General features: G+C 62.6%; 14 protein-coding genes. All 14 read left to right on the top strand.

From position 1 onward, the window contains the following. The first annotated feature begins 28 nt into the window (after window positions 1–28). The 14 genes from G7026_RS12915 (at window position 29) to ispD (ending at window position 16,149) form a co-directional block, all read left to right on the top strand. A complete protein-coding gene (locus G7026_RS12915) occupies window positions 29–532 on the top strand; it encodes an OmpH family outer membrane protein (RefSeq protein ID WP_181071325.1) in 504 nt (167 codons plus the stop codon). A 1-nt stretch (window position 533) separates the two neighbouring features. Continuing rightward, on the top strand, window positions 534–1,595 hold the full coding sequence (lpxD, locus tag G7026_RS12910; protein WP_181071324.1) for a UDP-3-O-(3-hydroxymyristoyl)glucosamine N-acyltransferase: 1,062 nt from the start codon (window positions 534–536) through the stop codon (window positions 1,593–1,595). Window positions 1,596–1,696: 101 nt separating this feature from the next. Beyond that, window positions 1,697–2,137, top strand: a complete 441-nt coding sequence (gene fabZ / locus G7026_RS12905; protein ID WP_138408739.1) for a 3-hydroxyacyl-ACP dehydratase FabZ — start codon at window positions 1,697–1,699, stop codon at window positions 2,135–2,137. After that, on the top strand, window positions 2,134–2,910 hold the full coding sequence (lpxA, locus tag G7026_RS12900) for an acyl-ACP--UDP-N-acetylglucosamine O-acyltransferase (RefSeq protein ID WP_181071323.1): 777 nt from the start codon (window positions 2,134–2,136) through the stop codon (window positions 2,908–2,910). The genes fabZ and lpxA overlap by 4 nt, the downstream gene beginning before the upstream one ends. Before the next feature lies 1 nt (window position 2,911). Then, window positions 2,912–4,042, top strand: a complete 1,131-nt coding sequence (lpxB, locus tag G7026_RS12895) for a lipid-A-disaccharide synthase (RefSeq protein ID WP_181071322.1) — start codon at window positions 2,912–2,914, stop codon at window positions 4,040–4,042. Beyond that, on the top strand, window positions 4,042–4,683 hold the full coding sequence (gene rnhB, locus G7026_RS12890; RefSeq protein ID WP_181071321.1) for a ribonuclease HII: 642 nt from the start codon (window positions 4,042–4,044) through the stop codon (window positions 4,681–4,683). Before lpxB ends, rnhB begins: the two co-directional genes overlap by 1 nt. Window positions 4,684–4,958: 275 nt before the next feature. Continuing rightward, window positions 4,959–8,480, top strand: a complete 3,522-nt coding sequence (gene dnaE / locus G7026_RS12885; protein ID WP_181071320.1) for a DNA polymerase III subunit alpha — start codon at window positions 4,959–4,961, stop codon at window positions 8,478–8,480. A gap of 130 nt (window positions 8,481–8,610) precedes the next feature. Beyond that, window positions 8,611–9,561 carry an acetyl-CoA carboxylase carboxyltransferase subunit alpha gene (locus G7026_RS12880; protein ID WP_181071319.1) on the top strand — a complete coding sequence of 317 codons (951 nt, stop codon included), beginning with the start codon at window positions 8,611–8,613 and terminating at the stop codon, window positions 9,559–9,561. Between the two features lie 123 nt (window positions 9,562–9,684). After that, window positions 9,685–10,983 (top strand): tRNA lysidine(34) synthetase TilS, encoded by a 1,299-nt coding sequence (tilS, locus tag G7026_RS12875; RefSeq protein WP_181071318.1) that lies wholly within the window; start codon window positions 9,685–9,687, stop codon window positions 10,981–10,983. 153 nt (window positions 10,984–11,136) lie between these two features. Continuing rightward, a complete protein-coding gene (locus G7026_RS12870) occupies window positions 11,137–12,768 on the top strand; it encodes a CTP synthase (protein WP_181071317.1) in 1,632 nt (543 codons plus the stop codon). Beyond that, a complete protein-coding gene (gene kdsA / locus G7026_RS12865; RefSeq protein WP_181071316.1) occupies window positions 12,765–13,610 on the top strand; it encodes a 3-deoxy-8-phosphooctulonate synthase in 846 nt (281 codons plus the stop codon). Before G7026_RS12870 ends, kdsA begins: the two co-directional genes overlap by 4 nt. Before the next feature lie 46 nt (window positions 13,611–13,656). Beyond that, window positions 13,657–14,946 (top strand): phosphopyruvate hydratase, encoded by a 1,290-nt coding sequence (gene eno / locus G7026_RS12860; protein WP_181071315.1) that lies wholly within the window; start codon window positions 13,657–13,659, stop codon window positions 14,944–14,946. A 190-nt stretch (window positions 14,947–15,136) separates the two neighbouring features. Next, complete coding sequence (gene ftsB, locus G7026_RS12855; protein ID WP_181071314.1) at window positions 15,137–15,415, top strand: cell division protein FtsB; 279 nt, start codon at window positions 15,137–15,139, stop codon at window positions 15,413–15,415. Then, a complete protein-coding gene (gene ispD / locus G7026_RS12850) occupies window positions 15,412–16,149 on the top strand; it encodes a 2-C-methyl-D-erythritol 4-phosphate cytidylyltransferase (RefSeq protein ID WP_181071313.1) in 738 nt (245 codons plus the stop codon). The genes ftsB and ispD overlap by 4 nt, the downstream gene beginning before the upstream one ends. Window positions 16,150–16,249: the final 100 nt, after the last annotated feature.

Raw genomic sequence — 16,249 nt, 5'->3', positions numbered from 1 at the left:
AGATCCACCAGCAGGAGTGGTACATACCGTGCGTAAGTTGACTCAAATGATGCTCGTTGCCGCAGCGCTGGTAGCGACCCCCGCATTCGCCGAGATGAAGATCGCGGTGATGAACTATCAGATGGCTCTTCTGGAGTCCGACGCAGCCAAGCGCTACGCGGTCGATGCCGAGAAGAAATTCGGCCCTCAGCTGACCAAGCTGCAGACGTTGGAAAGCGATGCGAAGCGCATTCAGGATCGCCTGGTCAAGGATGGCGACAAGATGCAGCAGGCCGAACGTGAACGCCTGGAGCTCGAATTCAAGCAGAAGGCTCGTGATTTCCAGTTCCAGTCCAAGGAGCTGAACGAGTCCAAGGCGGTGGCCGACCGCGAGATGCTCAAGCAGCTCAAGCCCAAGCTCGATCAGGCGGTCGAAGAGGTCATCAAGAAAGGGAATTACGACCTGGTCTTCGAGCGGGGCTCGGTGGTGGATGTCAAGCCGCAGTACGACATCACCCGCCAGGTCATCGAGCGCATGAATCAGCTGCGCTGACATGACCGGTAGCGCTGTCTTTACGCTCGGCGATCTCGCCGAGCGCCTGGGTGCGACCTTGCGCGGCGATGGCGCAACGCCCATTCGCGGGCTTGCCACGCTGCAGGATGCGGGTCCCGATCAGCTCAGCTTTCTCGCCAATGCCCAGTACCGCAAGTTCCTGAGTTCGACCCAGGCCGGCGCCGTGCTGCTCAAGGCCGCTGATGCCGATGTCTACACGGGCGCTGCGCTGGTCGTCGACAATCCCTACCTTTCCTATGCCCAGGCTTCGCATCTGTTCGAAACCCGGCCCCCGGTTGCAGCTGGCGTGCATGCGTCGGCAATGATCTGCGCGACGGCTCAGGTGGATCCGTCGGCAAGCCTCGGGCCGTTCGTGGTGATCGAAGAGGGCGCCTGGATCGGCCCTGACGTCGTCATCGGCGCCCATAGCGTTGTCGGGGCTCGCAGTCGGGTCGGTGCCGGCGGGCGGCTGGCAGCGCGGGTCACGCTTTATCACGATGTGACGATCGGTGAGCGCGTGGTGATCCAGTCGGGTGCGGTGATCGGCGGTGAAGGTTTCGGCTTCGCCAAAGAGGCTGGCGCCTGGCAGAAGATCGCCCAGATCGGAGGTGTGCGCATCGGTGACGATGTCGAGATCGGTGCCAACACCACGATAGACCGCGGCGCGCTGTCCGACACGGTGATTGGCAACGGCGTCAAACTGGATAACCAGATCATGATCGCGCACAACGTGCAGATCGGCGATAACACCGCCATGGCTGGCTGCTGCGGCATTTCCGGCAGTACCAAGATCGGTGCCAACTGCATGATCGCAGGGGGAGTCGGCATGGTTGGTCACATCGAAGTGTGCGACAACGTATTTGTCACTGGCATGACCATGGTTACTCGCTCGATCAGCCAACCGGGCGCCTACTCATCGGGCACGGCCATGCAGCCCGCCGGCGAATGGAAGAAGAGCGCGGCGCGGATACGTCAGCTGGATGACATGGCGCGCCGGCTGCAACAACTGGAAAAAGGGCTGGCGGCCGTGACCCCGAGCGGGGATGCTGCTTCTGATGCCTGAACGTCCTCTCTGACCGACCGTTCGAGCGCGCGGCCAGCTCGCTGCGAAACAGAATGATTCGGTCCGGCGGACTCTTACTCAATTACAGGCCTTTCCCTGACATGATGGACATCAACGAGATTCGCGAATACCTACCACACCGTTATCCTTTCCTGTTGGTGGATCGGGTGGTGGAGCTCGACACGGAAGCCAAACGCATTCGCGCGTACAAGAACGTCACCATCAACGAGCCCTTTTTCAACGGCCACTTTCCCCAGCATCCGATCATGCCTGGGGTATTGATCATCGAAGCCATGGCCCAGGCCGCTGGCGTGCTCGGCTTCAAGATGCTCGATGTCAAGCCTTCGGACGGTACGCTCTACTATTTCGTCGGCTCCGACAAACTGCGCTTCCGGCATCCGGTACTGCCCGGCGACCAGCTGATCCTGGAAGCCAGGTTCCTCAGCGTCAAGCGCGGGATCTGGAAGTTCGACTGCCAGGCAACGGTCGATGAAAAGCCGGTATGCTCGGCAGAGATCATCTGCGCGGAACGCAAGCTATGAGTTTGATTGACCCTCGCGCCATCATCGACCCGGCTGCAAAGCTGGCCGATGACGTTGTCGTTGGTCCTTGGTCGATCATCGGGCCCGACGTGGAAATAGACGAAGGCACGGTGCTCGGCCCGAATGTCATCGTCAAAGGCCCGACGCGGATCGGCAAGCACAACCGCATCTACCAATTCGCGTCCCTCGGCGAGGACACGCCCGATCGTAAATACAAGGGCGAGCCTACCCGGCTGGTCATCGGTGACCACAACATCATTCGTGAAGGTGTCACCATGCACCGCGGGACCATTCAGGACCGCGACGAGACGACGGTTGGCGATCACAACCTGATCATGTGTTATGCCCACATCGGCCACGACAGCGTGATCGGCAACCATTGCATCCTGGTGAACAATACCGCTCTGGCCGGCCACGTTCACGTGGGTGACTGGGCCATCCTGTCCGGTTATACCCTGGTCCATCAGTTCTGCCACATCGGCGCCCACGCCTTTGCCGGCATGGGCACGGCGATCGGCAAGGACGTGCCTGCGTTTGTCACGGTGTCTGGCAATCCTGCCGAAGCACGCAGCATGAATTTCGAAGGGCTGCGTCGTCGGGGCTTCAGTGCCGAGTCGATCCACGCGCTGCGTCGCGCGTACAAGACGGTCTACCGCAAGGGGCTGACTATCGAAGAGGCGGTCGTAGAACTCGCCGAGCAGGCTGTCGAGTTCCCCGAAGTGGCACTGTTCCGCGATTCCATCCTTGCCTCGACCCGCGGCATCACCCGCTGAAATGAAGCGGCTTCGTATTGCGCTGGTAGCCGGTGAGGCGTCCGGCGACATCCTCGGCTCCGGCCTGATGCAGGCATTGAAGGTGGCCCAGCCCGACGTCGAGTTCATCGGTGTCGGCGGGCCGTTGATGGAGGCCCAGGGGCTTGTCTCCTACTTCCCGATGGAACGCCTTTCGGTGATGGGGCTGGTCGAGGTTCTCGGGCGTCTTCCCGAATTGCTGTCACGGCGCAAGCGGTTGTTGAAGACGCTGATCGAGCAGCGCCCTGACGTGTTCATTGGCATTGATGCACCGGACTTCAACCTCGACCTCGAACTCAAGCTGCGTCGTGCCGGTATCAAGACGGCTCACTACGTCAGCCCTTCGGTCTGGGCCTGGCGTCAGGGGCGGGTGCACAAGATCCGCGAGGCGTGCGATCTGATGCTGACGCTGTTCCCCTTCGAGGCGCAGTTCTACGACGAGCACGACGTGCAGGTGCGCTTTGTCGGGCATCCGTTGGCCGATGCGATACCCCTGGAAGCTGATCGAGCGGCTGCGCGCGCTGCGCTCGACCTTCCCGAGGACGGTCCGGTCGTAGCGCTGATGCCGGGAAGCCGAGGCGGTGAGGTCGGCCGCCTTGGCGCGCTGTTTCTCGATGCTGCCGAGCGTTTGCGGGCGTTGCGTCCTGGGTTGCGTTTCGTGTTGCCGGCGGCCAGTCCGGCACGTCGTCAGCAGCTCGAGCAGATGCTCGTCGGTCGCGACTTGCCGCTGACGTTGCTTGACGGCCGCTCCCATGAAGCGTTGGCGGCATGCGATGCGGTGCTGATCGCGTCCGGTACCGCGACGCTGGAGGCGCTGCTCTACAAGCGGCCTATGGTGGTCGGCTACAGCGTAGCGCCAATGACCTACCGCATTCTCAAGCGTATGGTGAAGACCCCTTACGTTTCGCTGCCCAATCTGCTGGCCCAACGCATGCTGGTGCCCGAGTTGTTGCAGGAAGCGGCAACGCCCGACGCGATGGCGCAGCTGCTCTCGCCGCTGATCGATGGCGGCGCCGTGCAAACCGAAGGTTTCGATGTGATTCACCGCGCCTTGCGTCGCGACGCTTCGGCTCAGGCTGCCGACGCGGTGCTCCGGTTGGCGGGGCACAACTGATGCAGTTAGGTCTGGATTTCAGTCTCGTGGAAGAGCTGGTCGCCGGTGTCGATGAGGTCGGGCGTGGTCCGCTGTGCGGCCCGGTGGTCACGGCGGCAGTGATTCTCGATCCGTTGCGGCCGATCGAAGGCCTCAACGATTCGAAGAAACTCAGCGAAGCCCGTCGCGAGGCGTTGTTCGACGAAATCTGCGAAAAGTCGGTGGCCTGGTGCATCGCCCGCGCGGAGGTCGATGAGATCGACAGCCTGAACATCCTGCATGCCACCATGCTCGCGATGAAGCGGGCGGTTGAGGGTCTGAGCGTGATGCCTCGTCTGGCCCTGATCGATGGCAATCGTTGCCCACAGCTGAGCGTGCCGAGCGCCCCGGTGATCCAGGGTGATGCGTCGGTTCCGGCCATCGCGGCCGCCTCGATCCTGGCCAAGGTTAGTCGCGACCGGGAAATGCACGTGCTCGATCTCAGTTACCCAGGTTACGGGCTCGCCTCCCACAAAGGCTACGCCACGGCCGTGCACCTCGACGCGCTGCAGCGGCTCGGCCCCACGCCCATTCATCGGCGCTCCTTTGCGCCGGTGCGCAATCTGCTCGAGGCCGTCGCGGTGGTCGAGGCTTCGGTGCCGGTGGACGTGCTCATCGTCTGATCGGTAGACGTAATCAATTCCTGCCTAAACGTGCCGTTGGTCGTCCAGCTTGTTCCGCTCCATCGCTTCGGTCGGGCGGGCGCGCCGTTTTATAGCCGAAACCGCCCTTAAATAAGGCATGCAGCGCAACGCTGCGCTTCGTCGTGTCCCGCTATCCGGAAATGCAGGCCAAGCTCGAGCGTGCTTCTGGCGATCGCTGATCGTTTGACGCTGCCGTTTGGACCAAGGCCCGGTACAATCCGGCCTTGTTGTTTTTGGATGTAGAAAGGATCCCCATGACCGCTCTGTTCGTTCATCTGCGTGTACACACCGAATTCTCCTTGGTCGACGGTCTGGTACGCGTCAAGCCGCTGATCAAGGCGGTGGCGGGCGCGGGGATGCCGGCGGTGGCGGTAACCGACCAGAGCAACATGTGCTCGCTGGTCAAGTTCTACAAGGCCGCCATGGGCGGCGGGATCAAGCCGATCTGTGGCGCCGACATCTGGCTGGCGAGTCGCGAGGAAGACGGTCCGCTCAGCCGCATGACGCTGCTGGCGATGGACAACCGCGGGTATCGCAATCTGACCGAGCTGGTCTCGCGTGGCTGGACCGAGGGCCAGAGCAACGAGCTGGTGATCATTCAGCGCGATTGGGTCAAGGGCGCCGCCGAAGGGCTGATCTGCCTGTCCGGCGCCAAGGAGGGCGAAATCGGCCAGGCGTTGCTGGCGGGAGACGAGGCCGTTGCCGCCGGATTGCTCGCCGAGTGGCAACAGGTATTTCCGGATCGTTTCTACCTCGAGGTTCAGCGCACCAGTCGAGTCAACGACGAGGAGTACCTGCACGCCGCCGTGGCGCTGGCGGACCGGTTCGGCGCACCGCTGGTAGCGACCAACGACGTGCGCTTCCTCAAGCAGGAGGATTTCGAGGCCCACGAAACGCGTGTCTGCATCGGCGAAAGCCGCACGCTGGACGACCCACGTCGGCCGCGCAACTATTCCGATCAGCAGTACCTGAAGACGCCCGCTGAAATGCAGGCGCTGTTTTCCGACCTGCCCGAGGCGTTGGAGAACACCGTCGAGATCGCCAAACGCTGCAACATCGAAGTGCAGTTGGGCAAGTACTTCCTCCCGGACTTCCCGACCCCGAACGGCATGGGCATCGATGACTACCTGCGCCACGTCTCGTTCGAGGGGCTCGAGGAGCGCCTGAAGGTCGTCCTGCCGCCCGAGACCGAGGATTACGAGGCGAAGCGTCAGGTCTATATCGACCGGCTGAATTTCGAGCTGGATATCATCATCCAGATGGGGTTCCCCGGTTACTTCCTCATCGTGATGGACTTCATCAAGTGGGCCAAGAACAACGGCGTGCCGGTGGGTCCGGGCCGGGGCTCGGGTGCCGGCTCGCTGGTGGCCTACGTGTTGAAGATCACTGACCTTGATCCGCTCGCCTACGACCTGCTGTTCGAACGCTTCCTCAACCCGGAGCGGGTTTCGATGCCCGACTTCGACGTCGACTTCTGCATGGACGGCCGCGACCGGGTTATCGACTACGTGGCCGAGGCCTACGGGCGCAACGCGGTCAGCCAGATCATCACCTTCGGCACCATGGCGGCCAAGGCGGTGGTGCGGGACGTCGCGCGGGTGCAGGGCAAGTCGTACGGTCTGGCCGATCGACTGTCCAAGATGATCCCGTTCGAAGTGGGCATGACGCTTGATAAAGCCTACGAGATGGAGGAACCGCTGCGCGAGTTCCTGAAGGTCGACGAAGAAGCGGCCGAAATCTGGGAGATGGCGCTCAAGCTCGAAGGCATTACCCGCGGCACCGGGAAACACGCCGGCGGCGTGGTGATCGCACCGACCAAGCTCACCGACTTTTCACCGATCGCCTGCGACGAAGAGGGCGGCGGCCTGGTTACCCAGTTCGACAAGGACGACGTGGAGCAGGCCGGTCTGGTGAAGTTCGACTTCCTGGGGCTGCGTACCCTGACGATCATCAAGTGGGCGATGGAAACGATCAACCGCGAGCAGGCGCAGAAGGGCCTGGAGCCGTTGAACATCGACTTCATTCCACTGGACGACAAGCCGACCTACGCGATGCTGCAGAAGGCCGAAACCACGGCCGTGTTCCAGCTCGAATCTCGCGGCATGAAAGAGCTGATCAAGAAGCTCAAGCCGGACTGCCTTGAAGACCTGATCGCACTGGTGGCGCTGTTCCGCCCCGGCCCGTTGCAGTCGGGCATGGTGGATGACTTCATCAACCGCAAGCACGGCCGTGCCGAGCTCGCCTATCCGCACCCGGACTACCAGTACGCAGGCCTGGAACCGGTGCTCAAGCCCACCTATGGCATCATCCTGTATCAGGAACAGGTGATGCAGATCGCTCAGGTGATGGCTGGTTACACCCTCGGTGGCGCCGATATGTTGCGTCGCGCCATGGGCAAGAAGAAGCCCGAGGAGATGGCCAAGCAGCGCGGCGGCTTCATTGAAGGTTGCGCTCAAAATGGCATTGACGCCGATCTGGCGGGCAACATCTTCGATCTGGTGGAGAAGTTTGCAGGTTATGGCTTCAACAAGTCGCACTCGGCCGCTTACGGCCTGGTGTCGTACCAGACGGCATGGCTGAAAGCGCACCACCCAGCGCCGTTCATGGCGGCGGTGCTCTCGGCCGATATGCACAACACCGACAAGGTGGTCACGCTGATCGAGGAATGCCGCAGCATGAAGCTGCGCATCGTCGCCCCGGACGTCAACAACTCGGAATTCAAGTTCACCGTCGATGACGACAAGCGCATTGTCTACGGTCTTGGCGCCATCAAGGGCGTCGGCGAGGGGCCGGTGGAGGCGATCGTCGAGTGCCGCAACGAGGGTGGTTCGTTCAAGGATCTATTCGACTTCTGCGCCAGGGTCGATCTCAAGCGGATCAACAAGCGGACCCTCGAGGCGCTGATCCGTGGCGGGGCGCTGGATCGTCTCGGCCCCTATTTCTCCGACGAACCCAAGGCGTACCAGGCGAACATCGACCGTAACCGGGCGGTGTTGCTGGCGGCGATGGAAGAAGCCGTCCAGGCCGCCGAGCAGACGGCGCGCAGTCTGGACAGTGGGCATATGGATCTGTTCGGCGGGTTGTTCGCCGAGCCCGAGGCCGATGTCTATGCCAACCACCGCAAGGCCAAGGAGCTTTCCCTCAAGGAGCGCCTGCGCGGCGAGAAGGAGACCCTGGGCCTCTACCTCACCGGCCACCCGATCGACGAGTACGAAGGCGAGGTCCGACGTTTCGCACGCCAGAGGATCATCGACCTGCGCCCGTCGCGTGAGTCGCAGACCATTGCCGGGCTGATCGTCAACCTGCGGGTGATGAAGAACAAGAAGGGCGACAAGATGGGCTTCATCACCCTTGATGACAGGTCCGGTCGCATCGAGGCTTCGCTGTTCGCCGAGGCGTTCAACTCGGCCCAGGCGTTGCTGCAGACCGATGCGCTGGTGGTGGTCGAGGGTGAGGTCAGTAACGATGATTTCTCCGGTGGTCTGCGTCTGCGCGCCAAGCGGGTGATGAGTCTGGAGGAGGCGCGCACTGGGCTTGCCGAAAGCCTGCGGGTGAAGGTTGCATCCGAAGGATTGAAAGGCGACCGGCTGCGCTGGTTCGCCGATGTTTGCGGACGTCACCGCGGCGCCTGTCCGATCACGCTCGAGTACACCAGCCGCGATGCGAAGGCGTTGCTGCAGTTCGGCGAAGGCTGGCGAATCGACCCGGCGGACAACTTGATTCAAGCGTTGCGTGACCAGTTCGGCCGAGACAACGTCTTCCTGCACTACCGATAGGCCTGGTCGATGACCGGGTCACGAGACGAGCATTTTTTTGTTCGACCTGAATGCGCCTCTCCCGTAAGGTAAGGCGCAAAAAACGGAACAGCCTCCCGGCCGCCTGGCCGTCGACGCATGACGGATGCCTATGAACCCGAATTTCCTGGATTTCGAACAGCCGATCGCCGACCTGCAAGCCAAGATCGAAGAGTTGCGCCTGGTCGGCAACGACAACTCGCTGAACATCGGCGATGAAATCGCGCGCCTGCAGGACAAGAGCGAATCGCTCACCGAAAGTATCTTCGGTAACCTGACCAGCTGGCAGATCGCGCAACTGGCGCGTCACCCGCGCCGTCCCTATACGCTGGATTACATCAGCCATCTGTTCACTGAGTTCGACGAGCTGCACGGCGATCGACACTTCTCCGACGACGCCGCCATCGTCGGTGGCGTGGCGCGCCTGGAAGGCCAGCCGGTGATGATCATCGGGCATCAGAAGGGCCGCGACGTGCGCGAGAAGGTGCGTCGCAACTTCGGCATGCCGCGCCCGGAAGGCTATCGCAAGGCCTGCCGTCTGATGGAAATGGCCGAGCGTTTCAAGATGCCGATCCTCACTTTCATCGACACGCCCGGCGCCTATCCGGGCATCGATGCCGAGGAGCGCAACCAGAGCGAAGCCATCGCCTGGAACCTGCGTGTGATGGCTCGCTTGAAAACGCCGATCATCGCCACCGTGATCGGCGAGGGCGGTTCCGGCGGTGCGCTGGCGATTGGCGTCTGTGACCGGCTGAACATGCTGCAGTACTCCACCTATTCGGTGATCTCTCCTGAAGGCTGTGCTTCGATTCTCTGGAAAACCGCCGAGAAGGCGCCCGACGCCGCCGAGGCGATGGGCATTACCGCTGAGCGCCTGAAAGGCCTGGGTATCGTCGACAAGGTGATTCCCGAGCCGCTAGGTGGTGCCCATCGCAATCCGGCTGTAATGGCCGAGGCCATGCGCGAGGAGTTTGCCATGCAGCTCGAGCAGCTTCGCGGGTTGGACGCCGATACACTGCTTGCCAAGCGCTACGAGCGCCTGATGAGTTACGGCATCGCCTGATCCGGTCGCCCCGTCAGGGCAGCCGCGCGCCTTCCGCGTCGCTGGCCTGACGACAGTGTCGATTGCGCCGTGCTTGCCACTGGCGCATTCTCGGCGTCTCACCTTGCGCATCGTCGCTCCCTCATGTCGCTCGAATCCCGCCTGCTGACCGCTCTCATCCCGCAGCGCCATGCGCGCGCCTGGCGGATCGCCTATTCGGGTGGTCTCGATTCATGTGTCTTGCTGCATCTGCTGGCCAGGCTCACACGCGCGCAGCCGTTGCCGCCGATCTCGGCGATCCATGTTCACCACGGCCTGCAGTCAGGTGCCGACGCCTGGGCGGATCACTGCCGTGAGACGTGCCGTGCGTTGGGTGTGCCGCTGGAGGTGGCCCGGGTACGCGTCGCGGCTTCGGCGAGTCTCGAGAATGCCGCCCGCGAAGCGCGTTACGCGGCGTTCGAGACGCGGCTTGGCGATGGTGAGGTGCTCCTGACCGCTCAGCATCGTGACGATCAGGCCGAGACGCTGCTGTTTCGCCTGCTGCGAGGCGCAGGGCTGAAGGGGCTGGCCGCGATGTCGCCGACGCGTGCGTTGGGGCGCGGACTTCTGTTGCGTCCGCTGCTGGGCGTCGGTCGGGGCGAGCTCGAGGCTTGGGCGAGGGCCGAGGGCCTGAGCTGGGTCGAAGACCCGAGCAATGCCTCGCTCGATTATTCACGCAACTACCTTCGTCACCAGATCATCCCGGCGTTCGAGCAGCGCTGGCCGGCTGCCGTGCCGGCCATCGCGCGTGCGGCCGGGCACCTGGCGGAGGCCCAGGGGCTGTTGGACGAGCTGGCGGAGCTGGATTTGGCATCGGCTGCCACGCCGTCGCCCTTCGCCTGGCTCGAGTTGCCCAGCCTGGCCCTCGAGCCATTGCGCGCCTTGTCCGATGCGCGGCAGCGCAATGCCTTGCGCCAGTGGTTGCGTCCCCATGTGCAGCTGCCCGACGCCGATCACTGGGCCGGTTGGTGCGATCTGCGCGATGCCGCTGCCGATGCCGCACCTGTGTGGCGTCTGGATCAGGCCGAGCTGCGCCGTGCCGGGGAGCGTCTCTGGCTGCTTGACGGGGCCTGGCTGAAGACACCGCCGGAGCCGAGCGTGTCGAACCTGCACGGCGAAATTGAGTTGGTCGGCAATGGTCGGGTGCGGATCACAGGTGCGGGAGGGGATGCGTTGCGGCTTGGCTATCGCCAGGGTGGCGAGTGGTTGCAGCTGGCGGGGCGAGGTAGGCGGGATCTCAAGCGTGTGCTCAATGAGCGGGGCATCCCGGGATTCGTCCGGCCACGCCTGCCGCTTCTGCTGCGCCGGAACGAGGTCGTTGCAGTCGCCAATCTGGGCGATCTGACCGGCTCCGGTATCTTCCTCGATTGGAGCCCGCCGACGGGCGACGGCCGTTTGAGCTGATAGGGCCTTTCGAGTAGACTACGCTCCCGTCTCTACAGAGCTTCTGCGGTCCACCTGGATCCCGCGGCAGTTCGTCATTGCCGAACCTCGTGCAATGGCACCTCGCTTTCCCCGGCGGCGCTGGCCGCTTAACGCAGACTTCTAGGGTTTTTCATGACGCGCTATATATTCGTCACGGGCGGTGTTGTTTCTTCATTGGGGAAGGGCATCGCCTCGGCATCTTTGGCGGCAATCCTGGAGGCGCGGGGCCTGAAGGTCACCATGCTCAAGCTGGATCCGTACATCAACGTCGATCCGGGCACCATGAGCCCGTTCCAGCATGGTGAAGTCTTCGTCACCCATGACGGGGCCGAAACCGACCTGGACCTAGGCCATTACGAGCGGTTCATTCGCACCACCATGACCCAGAACAACAACTTCACCACCGGCCGCGTCTACGAGGATGTGCTGCGTCGTGAGCGTCGTGGCGACTACCTGGGTGCCACCATTCAGGTGATTCCGCACATCACCGACGAGATCAAGCGCCGCATCATCAAGGGTGCCGGCGATGCCGACGTCGCCCTCGTCGAGATCGGCGGCACGGTCGGCGACATCGAGTCCCAGCCGTTCCTCGAGGCGATCCGCCAGTTGCGGGTGGAAGTCGGCGCAAAGCGCGCCATGCTGATGCACCTGACCCTGGTGCCCTACATCGCCACCGCCGGCGAGACCAAGACCAAGCCGACTCAGCATTCGGTCAAGGAGCTGCGCTCCATCGGCCTGCAGCCGGATGTGCTGATCTGTCGCTCCGACCACCCGGTGGACGTCTCGTCGCGGCGCAAGATCGCGCTGTTCACCAACGTCGAAGAGCGTGCGGTGATTTCCCTCGAGGACGTCGACACCATCTACAAGATCCCGGGCGTGCTGCATGCGCAAGGCCTCGATGACTTCGTGGTGGAGCGCTTCGGCCTGGAGTGTGGCGGTGCCGATCTGTCCGAGTGGGATCGCGTGGTCGATGCCAAGCTGAACCCGGAAAAAGAAGTCACCATCGCCATGGTCGGCAAGTACATGGAACTTCTTGATGCCTACAAATCTCTGATCGAGGCGATAAGTCATGCCGGAATTCAGAGCCGCACAAAAGTGAACCTTCGCTATATCGACTCCGAAGACATCGAAAATCAGGGTACCGGCCTGCTCGAAGGCATGGACGCTATTCTGGTGCCGGGCGGTTTTGGCCTGCGCGGCGTCGAAGGCAAGATCGCCACGGTCAAATATGCGCGCGAGAACAAGATTCCGTACCTGGGCATCTGCCTGGGCATGCAGGTCGCCGTCATCGAGTTCGCGCGCGATGTGCTGGGCTGGAGCGATGCCAACTCCACCGAGTTCGACCGTGACAGCGGTCATCCGGTGGTAGGCCTGATCACCGAATGGGAAGACGCGACCGGTGCGCGCGAAACCCGTTCGGACGCTTCGGATCTGGGCGGCACCATGCGCCTGGGCGCTCAGGAATGCCAACTCGAGGCGGGTTCCAACGTCCATGATTGTTATCGCAAGGAGCGAATCGTCGAGCGCCATCGTCACCGCTACGAGGTCAACAACAACCTGCTGCCGCAGCTTCAGGCTGCGGGCCTCAAGGTTACCGGTCGTTCGGGTGACGGTGCCCTTGTCGAGGTCGTAGAGGCGCCGGATCATCCGTGGTTCGTGGCTTGCCAGTTTCACCCCGAATTCACCTCGACTCCGCGCGACGGCCATCCGCTGTTCAGTGGTTTCGTCAATGCCGCACTGGCACAAAAGGCTCGCAACGCATGACCCAGAAGACGATCCGCGTCAGCCACATCGATGTCGCCAACGACAAGCCGTTCGTCCTCTTCGGTGGGATGAACGTGCTCGAATCCCGCGACCTGGCCATGCAGATCTGCGAGGCCTATGTGCAGGTCACCGAGAAACTGGGCATTCCCTACGTCTTCAAGGCGAGCTTCGACAAAGCCAACCGCTCCTCGGTCAATTCCTACCGTGGCCCCGGCCTCGACGAGGGGATGAAGATCTTCGAGGAAGTGAAGAAGACCTTCGGCGTGCCGGTCATCACCGACGTGCACGAGCCTTACCAGGCCGCTCCGGTGGCCGAGGTCTGCGACGTGATCCAGCTGCCGGCCTTCCTGTCTCGGCAGACCGACCTGGTGGTCGCGATGGCCAAGACCGGCGCGGTGATCAACATCAAGAAGGCGCAGTTCCTCGCCCCGCAGGAAATGAAGCACATCCTGACCAAGTGCGAGGAGGCCGGCAACGATCAGCTGATCCTCTGCGAGCGCGGCTCCTCGTTCGGCTACAACAATCTCGTGGTCGACATGCTCGGCTTCGGCATCATGAAGCAGACCGAGTACCCGGTCATCTTCGATGTCACCCATGCCCTGCAAATGCCCGGCGGGCGTTCCGATTCGGCCGGCGGCCGCCGTGCCCAGGTAACGGATCTGGCCAAGGCCGGTCTGAGCCAGGGCCTGGCGGGTCTCTTTCTCGAAGCGCACCCGGACCCGGACAGCGCCAAGTGCGATGGGCCCTGCGCACTGCGCCTGGACAAGCTGGAGCCGTTCCTCGCCCAGCTCAAGCAATTGGATGACCTGGTCAAGAGTTTCCCCCCGATCGAAACCGCTTGAAGCGAGCTGCTTGAAGCCTGCAGTTATCTATGGAGAGTGAGCAAAAATGGCAAAGATCGTCGACATCAAGGGGCGGGAGGTTCTCGACTCCCGTGGCAATCCCACCGTGGAAGCCGATGTAATCCTCGATAACGGCATCACCGGCAGCGCCTGTGCGCCGTCCGGTGCATCCACCGGTTCCCGCGAGGCGTTGGAACTGCGCGATGGCGACAAGAGCCGCTACCTGGGCAAGGGCGTACTGAAGGCCGTGGCCAATATCAACGGGCCGATTCGCGACCTGCTGCTGGGCAAGGATCCGGCCGATCAGCAGGCGCTCGACCGCGCCATGATCGAACTCGACGGCACCGAGAACAAGGCCAAGCTGGGCGCGAACGCGATCCTCGCCGTCTCCTTGGCCGCGGCCAAAGCGGCTGCCCAGGATGCCGACCTGCCGCTTTACGCCCACATCGCCAACCTCAACGGCACCCCGGGCCAGTATTCGATGCCGGTCCCGATGATGAACATCATCAACGGTGGCGAGCACGCGGATAACAACGTCGACATCCAGGAGTTCATGGTCCAGCCGGTCGGCGCCAAGACCTTTGCCGACGCGCTGCGCATGGGCGCCGAGATCTTCCACCACCTCAAGGCCGTGCTCAAGGCACGTGGCCTCAGCACTTCCGTGGGTGACGAGGGTGGCTTCGCGCCGAACCTGGCATCCAACGAAGACGCGCTGGCGGCCATCGCCGAAGCCGTGGGCAACGCCGGCTACAAGCTGGGCGACGACGTCACCCTGGCGCTCGATTGCGCGTCCAGCGAGTTCTTCGAGAACGGCAAGTACGACCTGGCCGGCGAAGGCAAGGTGTTCGACGCCGCCGGTTTCGCCGACTATCTCGCGGGTCTGTCCGAGCGCTACCCGATCATCTCGATCGAAGACGGCATGGACGAGTCCGATTGGGATGGCTGGAAGGTGCTCACCGACAAGATCGGCAGTAAGGTCCAGCTGGTCGGTGACGACCTGTTCGTGACCAACACCAAGATCCTCAAGGAAGGCATCGAGAAGGGCATCGGTAACTCGATCCTGATCAAGTTCAACCAGATCGGCTCGCTGACCGAGACCCTCGAAGCCATCCAGATGGCGAAAGCCGCTGGTTACACCGCAGTGATTTCACACCGTTCGGGCGAAACCGAGGACAGCACCATCGCCGATCTCGCCGTCGGTACCGCTGCCGGCCAGATCAAGACCGGCTCGCTGTGCCGCTCCGATCGTGTGTCCAAGTACAACCAACTGCTGCGCATCGAAGAGCAGTTGGGCGGAAAAGCGCCTTACAAGGGACGTGCGGAGTTCCGTGGCTGATCCTTGCCATGTTAAAAGGGCGGCCTGAGCCGCCCTTTTTTGTGTAAGGCCGGAATGATCCAGTCCCGTCACGTATTCGCGGGTTCTCTCGCCGGAGCCTGACGGATGGTTAGCGTGACGGTTGCCGATTTCATGTATCCATTCGCGGCTCGTCTGTCGCTCAGCTACTCAAAGTCTTCTGATGCCGTCCATGCGTAGTCCTTACTGGTTGTTCGTCGTGCTGCTCCTGCTCCTGGGTGGGCTGCAATATCGTCTGTGGGTCGGCGAAGGCAGCCTCGCGCACGTGACCGAGCTGAAGAAGCAGATCGCCGATCAGCAAGGGGAGAACCAGCGCATGCTCGAGCGTAACCGCATCCTCGAGGCCGAAGTGATGGAGCTCAAGCAGGGCATGGAAACGGTCGAAGAGCGCGCCCGTCACGAGCTGGGCATGGTCAAAGAGGGCGAAACCCTCTTTCAGCTCGCAGAATGACCGGCTTCTGGGTCGTCATCCCGGCGGCGGGTGTCGGCAGCCGTATGCTTGCCGATCGTCCAAAGCAGTATTTGCCACTGGCCGGTCGCGCCTTGATCGAACACACCCTGGGCTGTTTTCTCTCCCATCCCCGACTGCGCGGGTTGGTGGTCAGCCTGGCGGCGGATGATCCCTACTGGAATTCCTTGGACTGCGCTTCGGATGAGCGCATCGGTCGTGCCGTTGGCGGCAGCGAACGTGCTGATTCGGTGCTCAATGGGCTGTTTCGTTTGCTCGCTCTCGGTGCCAGCGATACAGACTGGGTTCTGGTGCACGATGCAGCGCGCCCGAATCTGCAGCGGGCCGACCTCGATGGCTTGCTCGAGCAACTCTCCCGTGATCCGGTCGGCGGTCTGCTGGCCGTACCGGCGAAGGACACGCTCAAGCGTGCCGGAGCGGACGGGCGGGTAGCCGAAACGGTGGACCGCTCGGTGATTTGGCTTGCCTACACGCCACAGATGTTCCGCCTCGGCATGTTGCGCGAGGCGCTGCAACAGGCCCTGGCCGCCGGGGTGCGTGTGACCGACGAGGCCTCGGCAATGGAGTGGGCAGGGTATGCACCGCGGTTGATCGAGGGGCGGGCGGACAACATCAAGGTGACCCGACCCGAGGACCTGCATTGGCTGGAGCAGCAGTGGCCCGGCGCGCTCATTAGCCGGGAGGACGAAGAAAGGCGGGGAGACCAGACTGTGTGAAAACTACTACGCTCGGTCAGGCTGCGTTAAAAACAGGCTCAAAATGCTCATTTACAACTCGTAAACTGTGCGCTTTATCGCCTGTTTTTGCCTTGTCTGA

This window comes from Stutzerimonas azotifigens, from assembly GCF_013522725.1.
Taxonomy (GTDB): domain Bacteria; phylum Pseudomonadota; class Gammaproteobacteria; order Pseudomonadales; family Pseudomonadaceae; genus Stutzerimonas; species Stutzerimonas azotifigens_A.
Note: the sequence above shows the minus strand (reverse complement) of the source record. Positions and strands in the feature narration are given on the sequence as shown.

Bases quoted from the DNA above. Each gene is read 5' to 3' on its own strand.
- fabZ (WP_138408739.1), top strand. From the start codon at position 1,697: ATGATGGACATCAACGAGATTCGCGAATACCTACCACACCGTTATCCT.
- lpxA (WP_181071323.1), top strand. From the start codon at position 2,134: ATGAGTTTGATTGACCCTCGCGCCATCATCGACCCGGCTGCAAAGCTG.
- lpxD (WP_181071324.1), top strand. From the start codon at position 534: ATGACCGGTAGCGCTGTCTTTACGCTCGGCGATCTCGCCGAGCGCCTG.
- ispD (WP_181071313.1), top strand. From the start codon at position 15,412: ATGACCGGCTTCTGGGTCGTCATCCCGGCGGCGGGTGTCGGCAGCCGT.
- tilS (WP_181071318.1), top strand. From the start codon at position 9,685: ATGTCGCTCGAATCCCGCCTGCTGACCGCTCTCATCCCGCAGCGCCAT.
- G7026_RS12880 (WP_181071319.1), top strand. From the start codon at position 8,611: ATGAACCCGAATTTCCTGGATTTCGAACAGCCGATCGCCGACCTGCAA.
- rnhB (WP_181071321.1), top strand. From the start codon at position 4,042: ATGCAGTTAGGTCTGGATTTCAGTCTCGTGGAAGAGCTGGTCGCCGGT.
- dnaE (WP_181071320.1), top strand. From the start codon at position 4,959: ATGACCGCTCTGTTCGTTCATCTGCGTGTACACACCGAATTCTCCTTG.
- lpxB (WP_181071322.1), top strand. From the start codon at position 2,912: ATGAAGCGGCTTCGTATTGCGCTGGTAGCCGGTGAGGCGTCCGGCGAC.
- ftsB (WP_181071314.1), top strand. From the start codon at position 15,137: ATGCGTAGTCCTTACTGGTTGTTCGTCGTGCTGCTCCTGCTCCTGGGT.
- G7026_RS12870 (WP_181071317.1), top strand. From the start codon at position 11,137: ATGACGCGCTATATATTCGTCACGGGCGGTGTTGTTTCTTCATTGGGG.
- kdsA (WP_181071316.1), top strand. From the start codon at position 12,765: ATGACCCAGAAGACGATCCGCGTCAGCCACATCGATGTCGCCAACGAC.
- eno (WP_181071315.1), top strand. From the start codon at position 13,657: ATGGCAAAGATCGTCGACATCAAGGGGCGGGAGGTTCTCGACTCCCGT.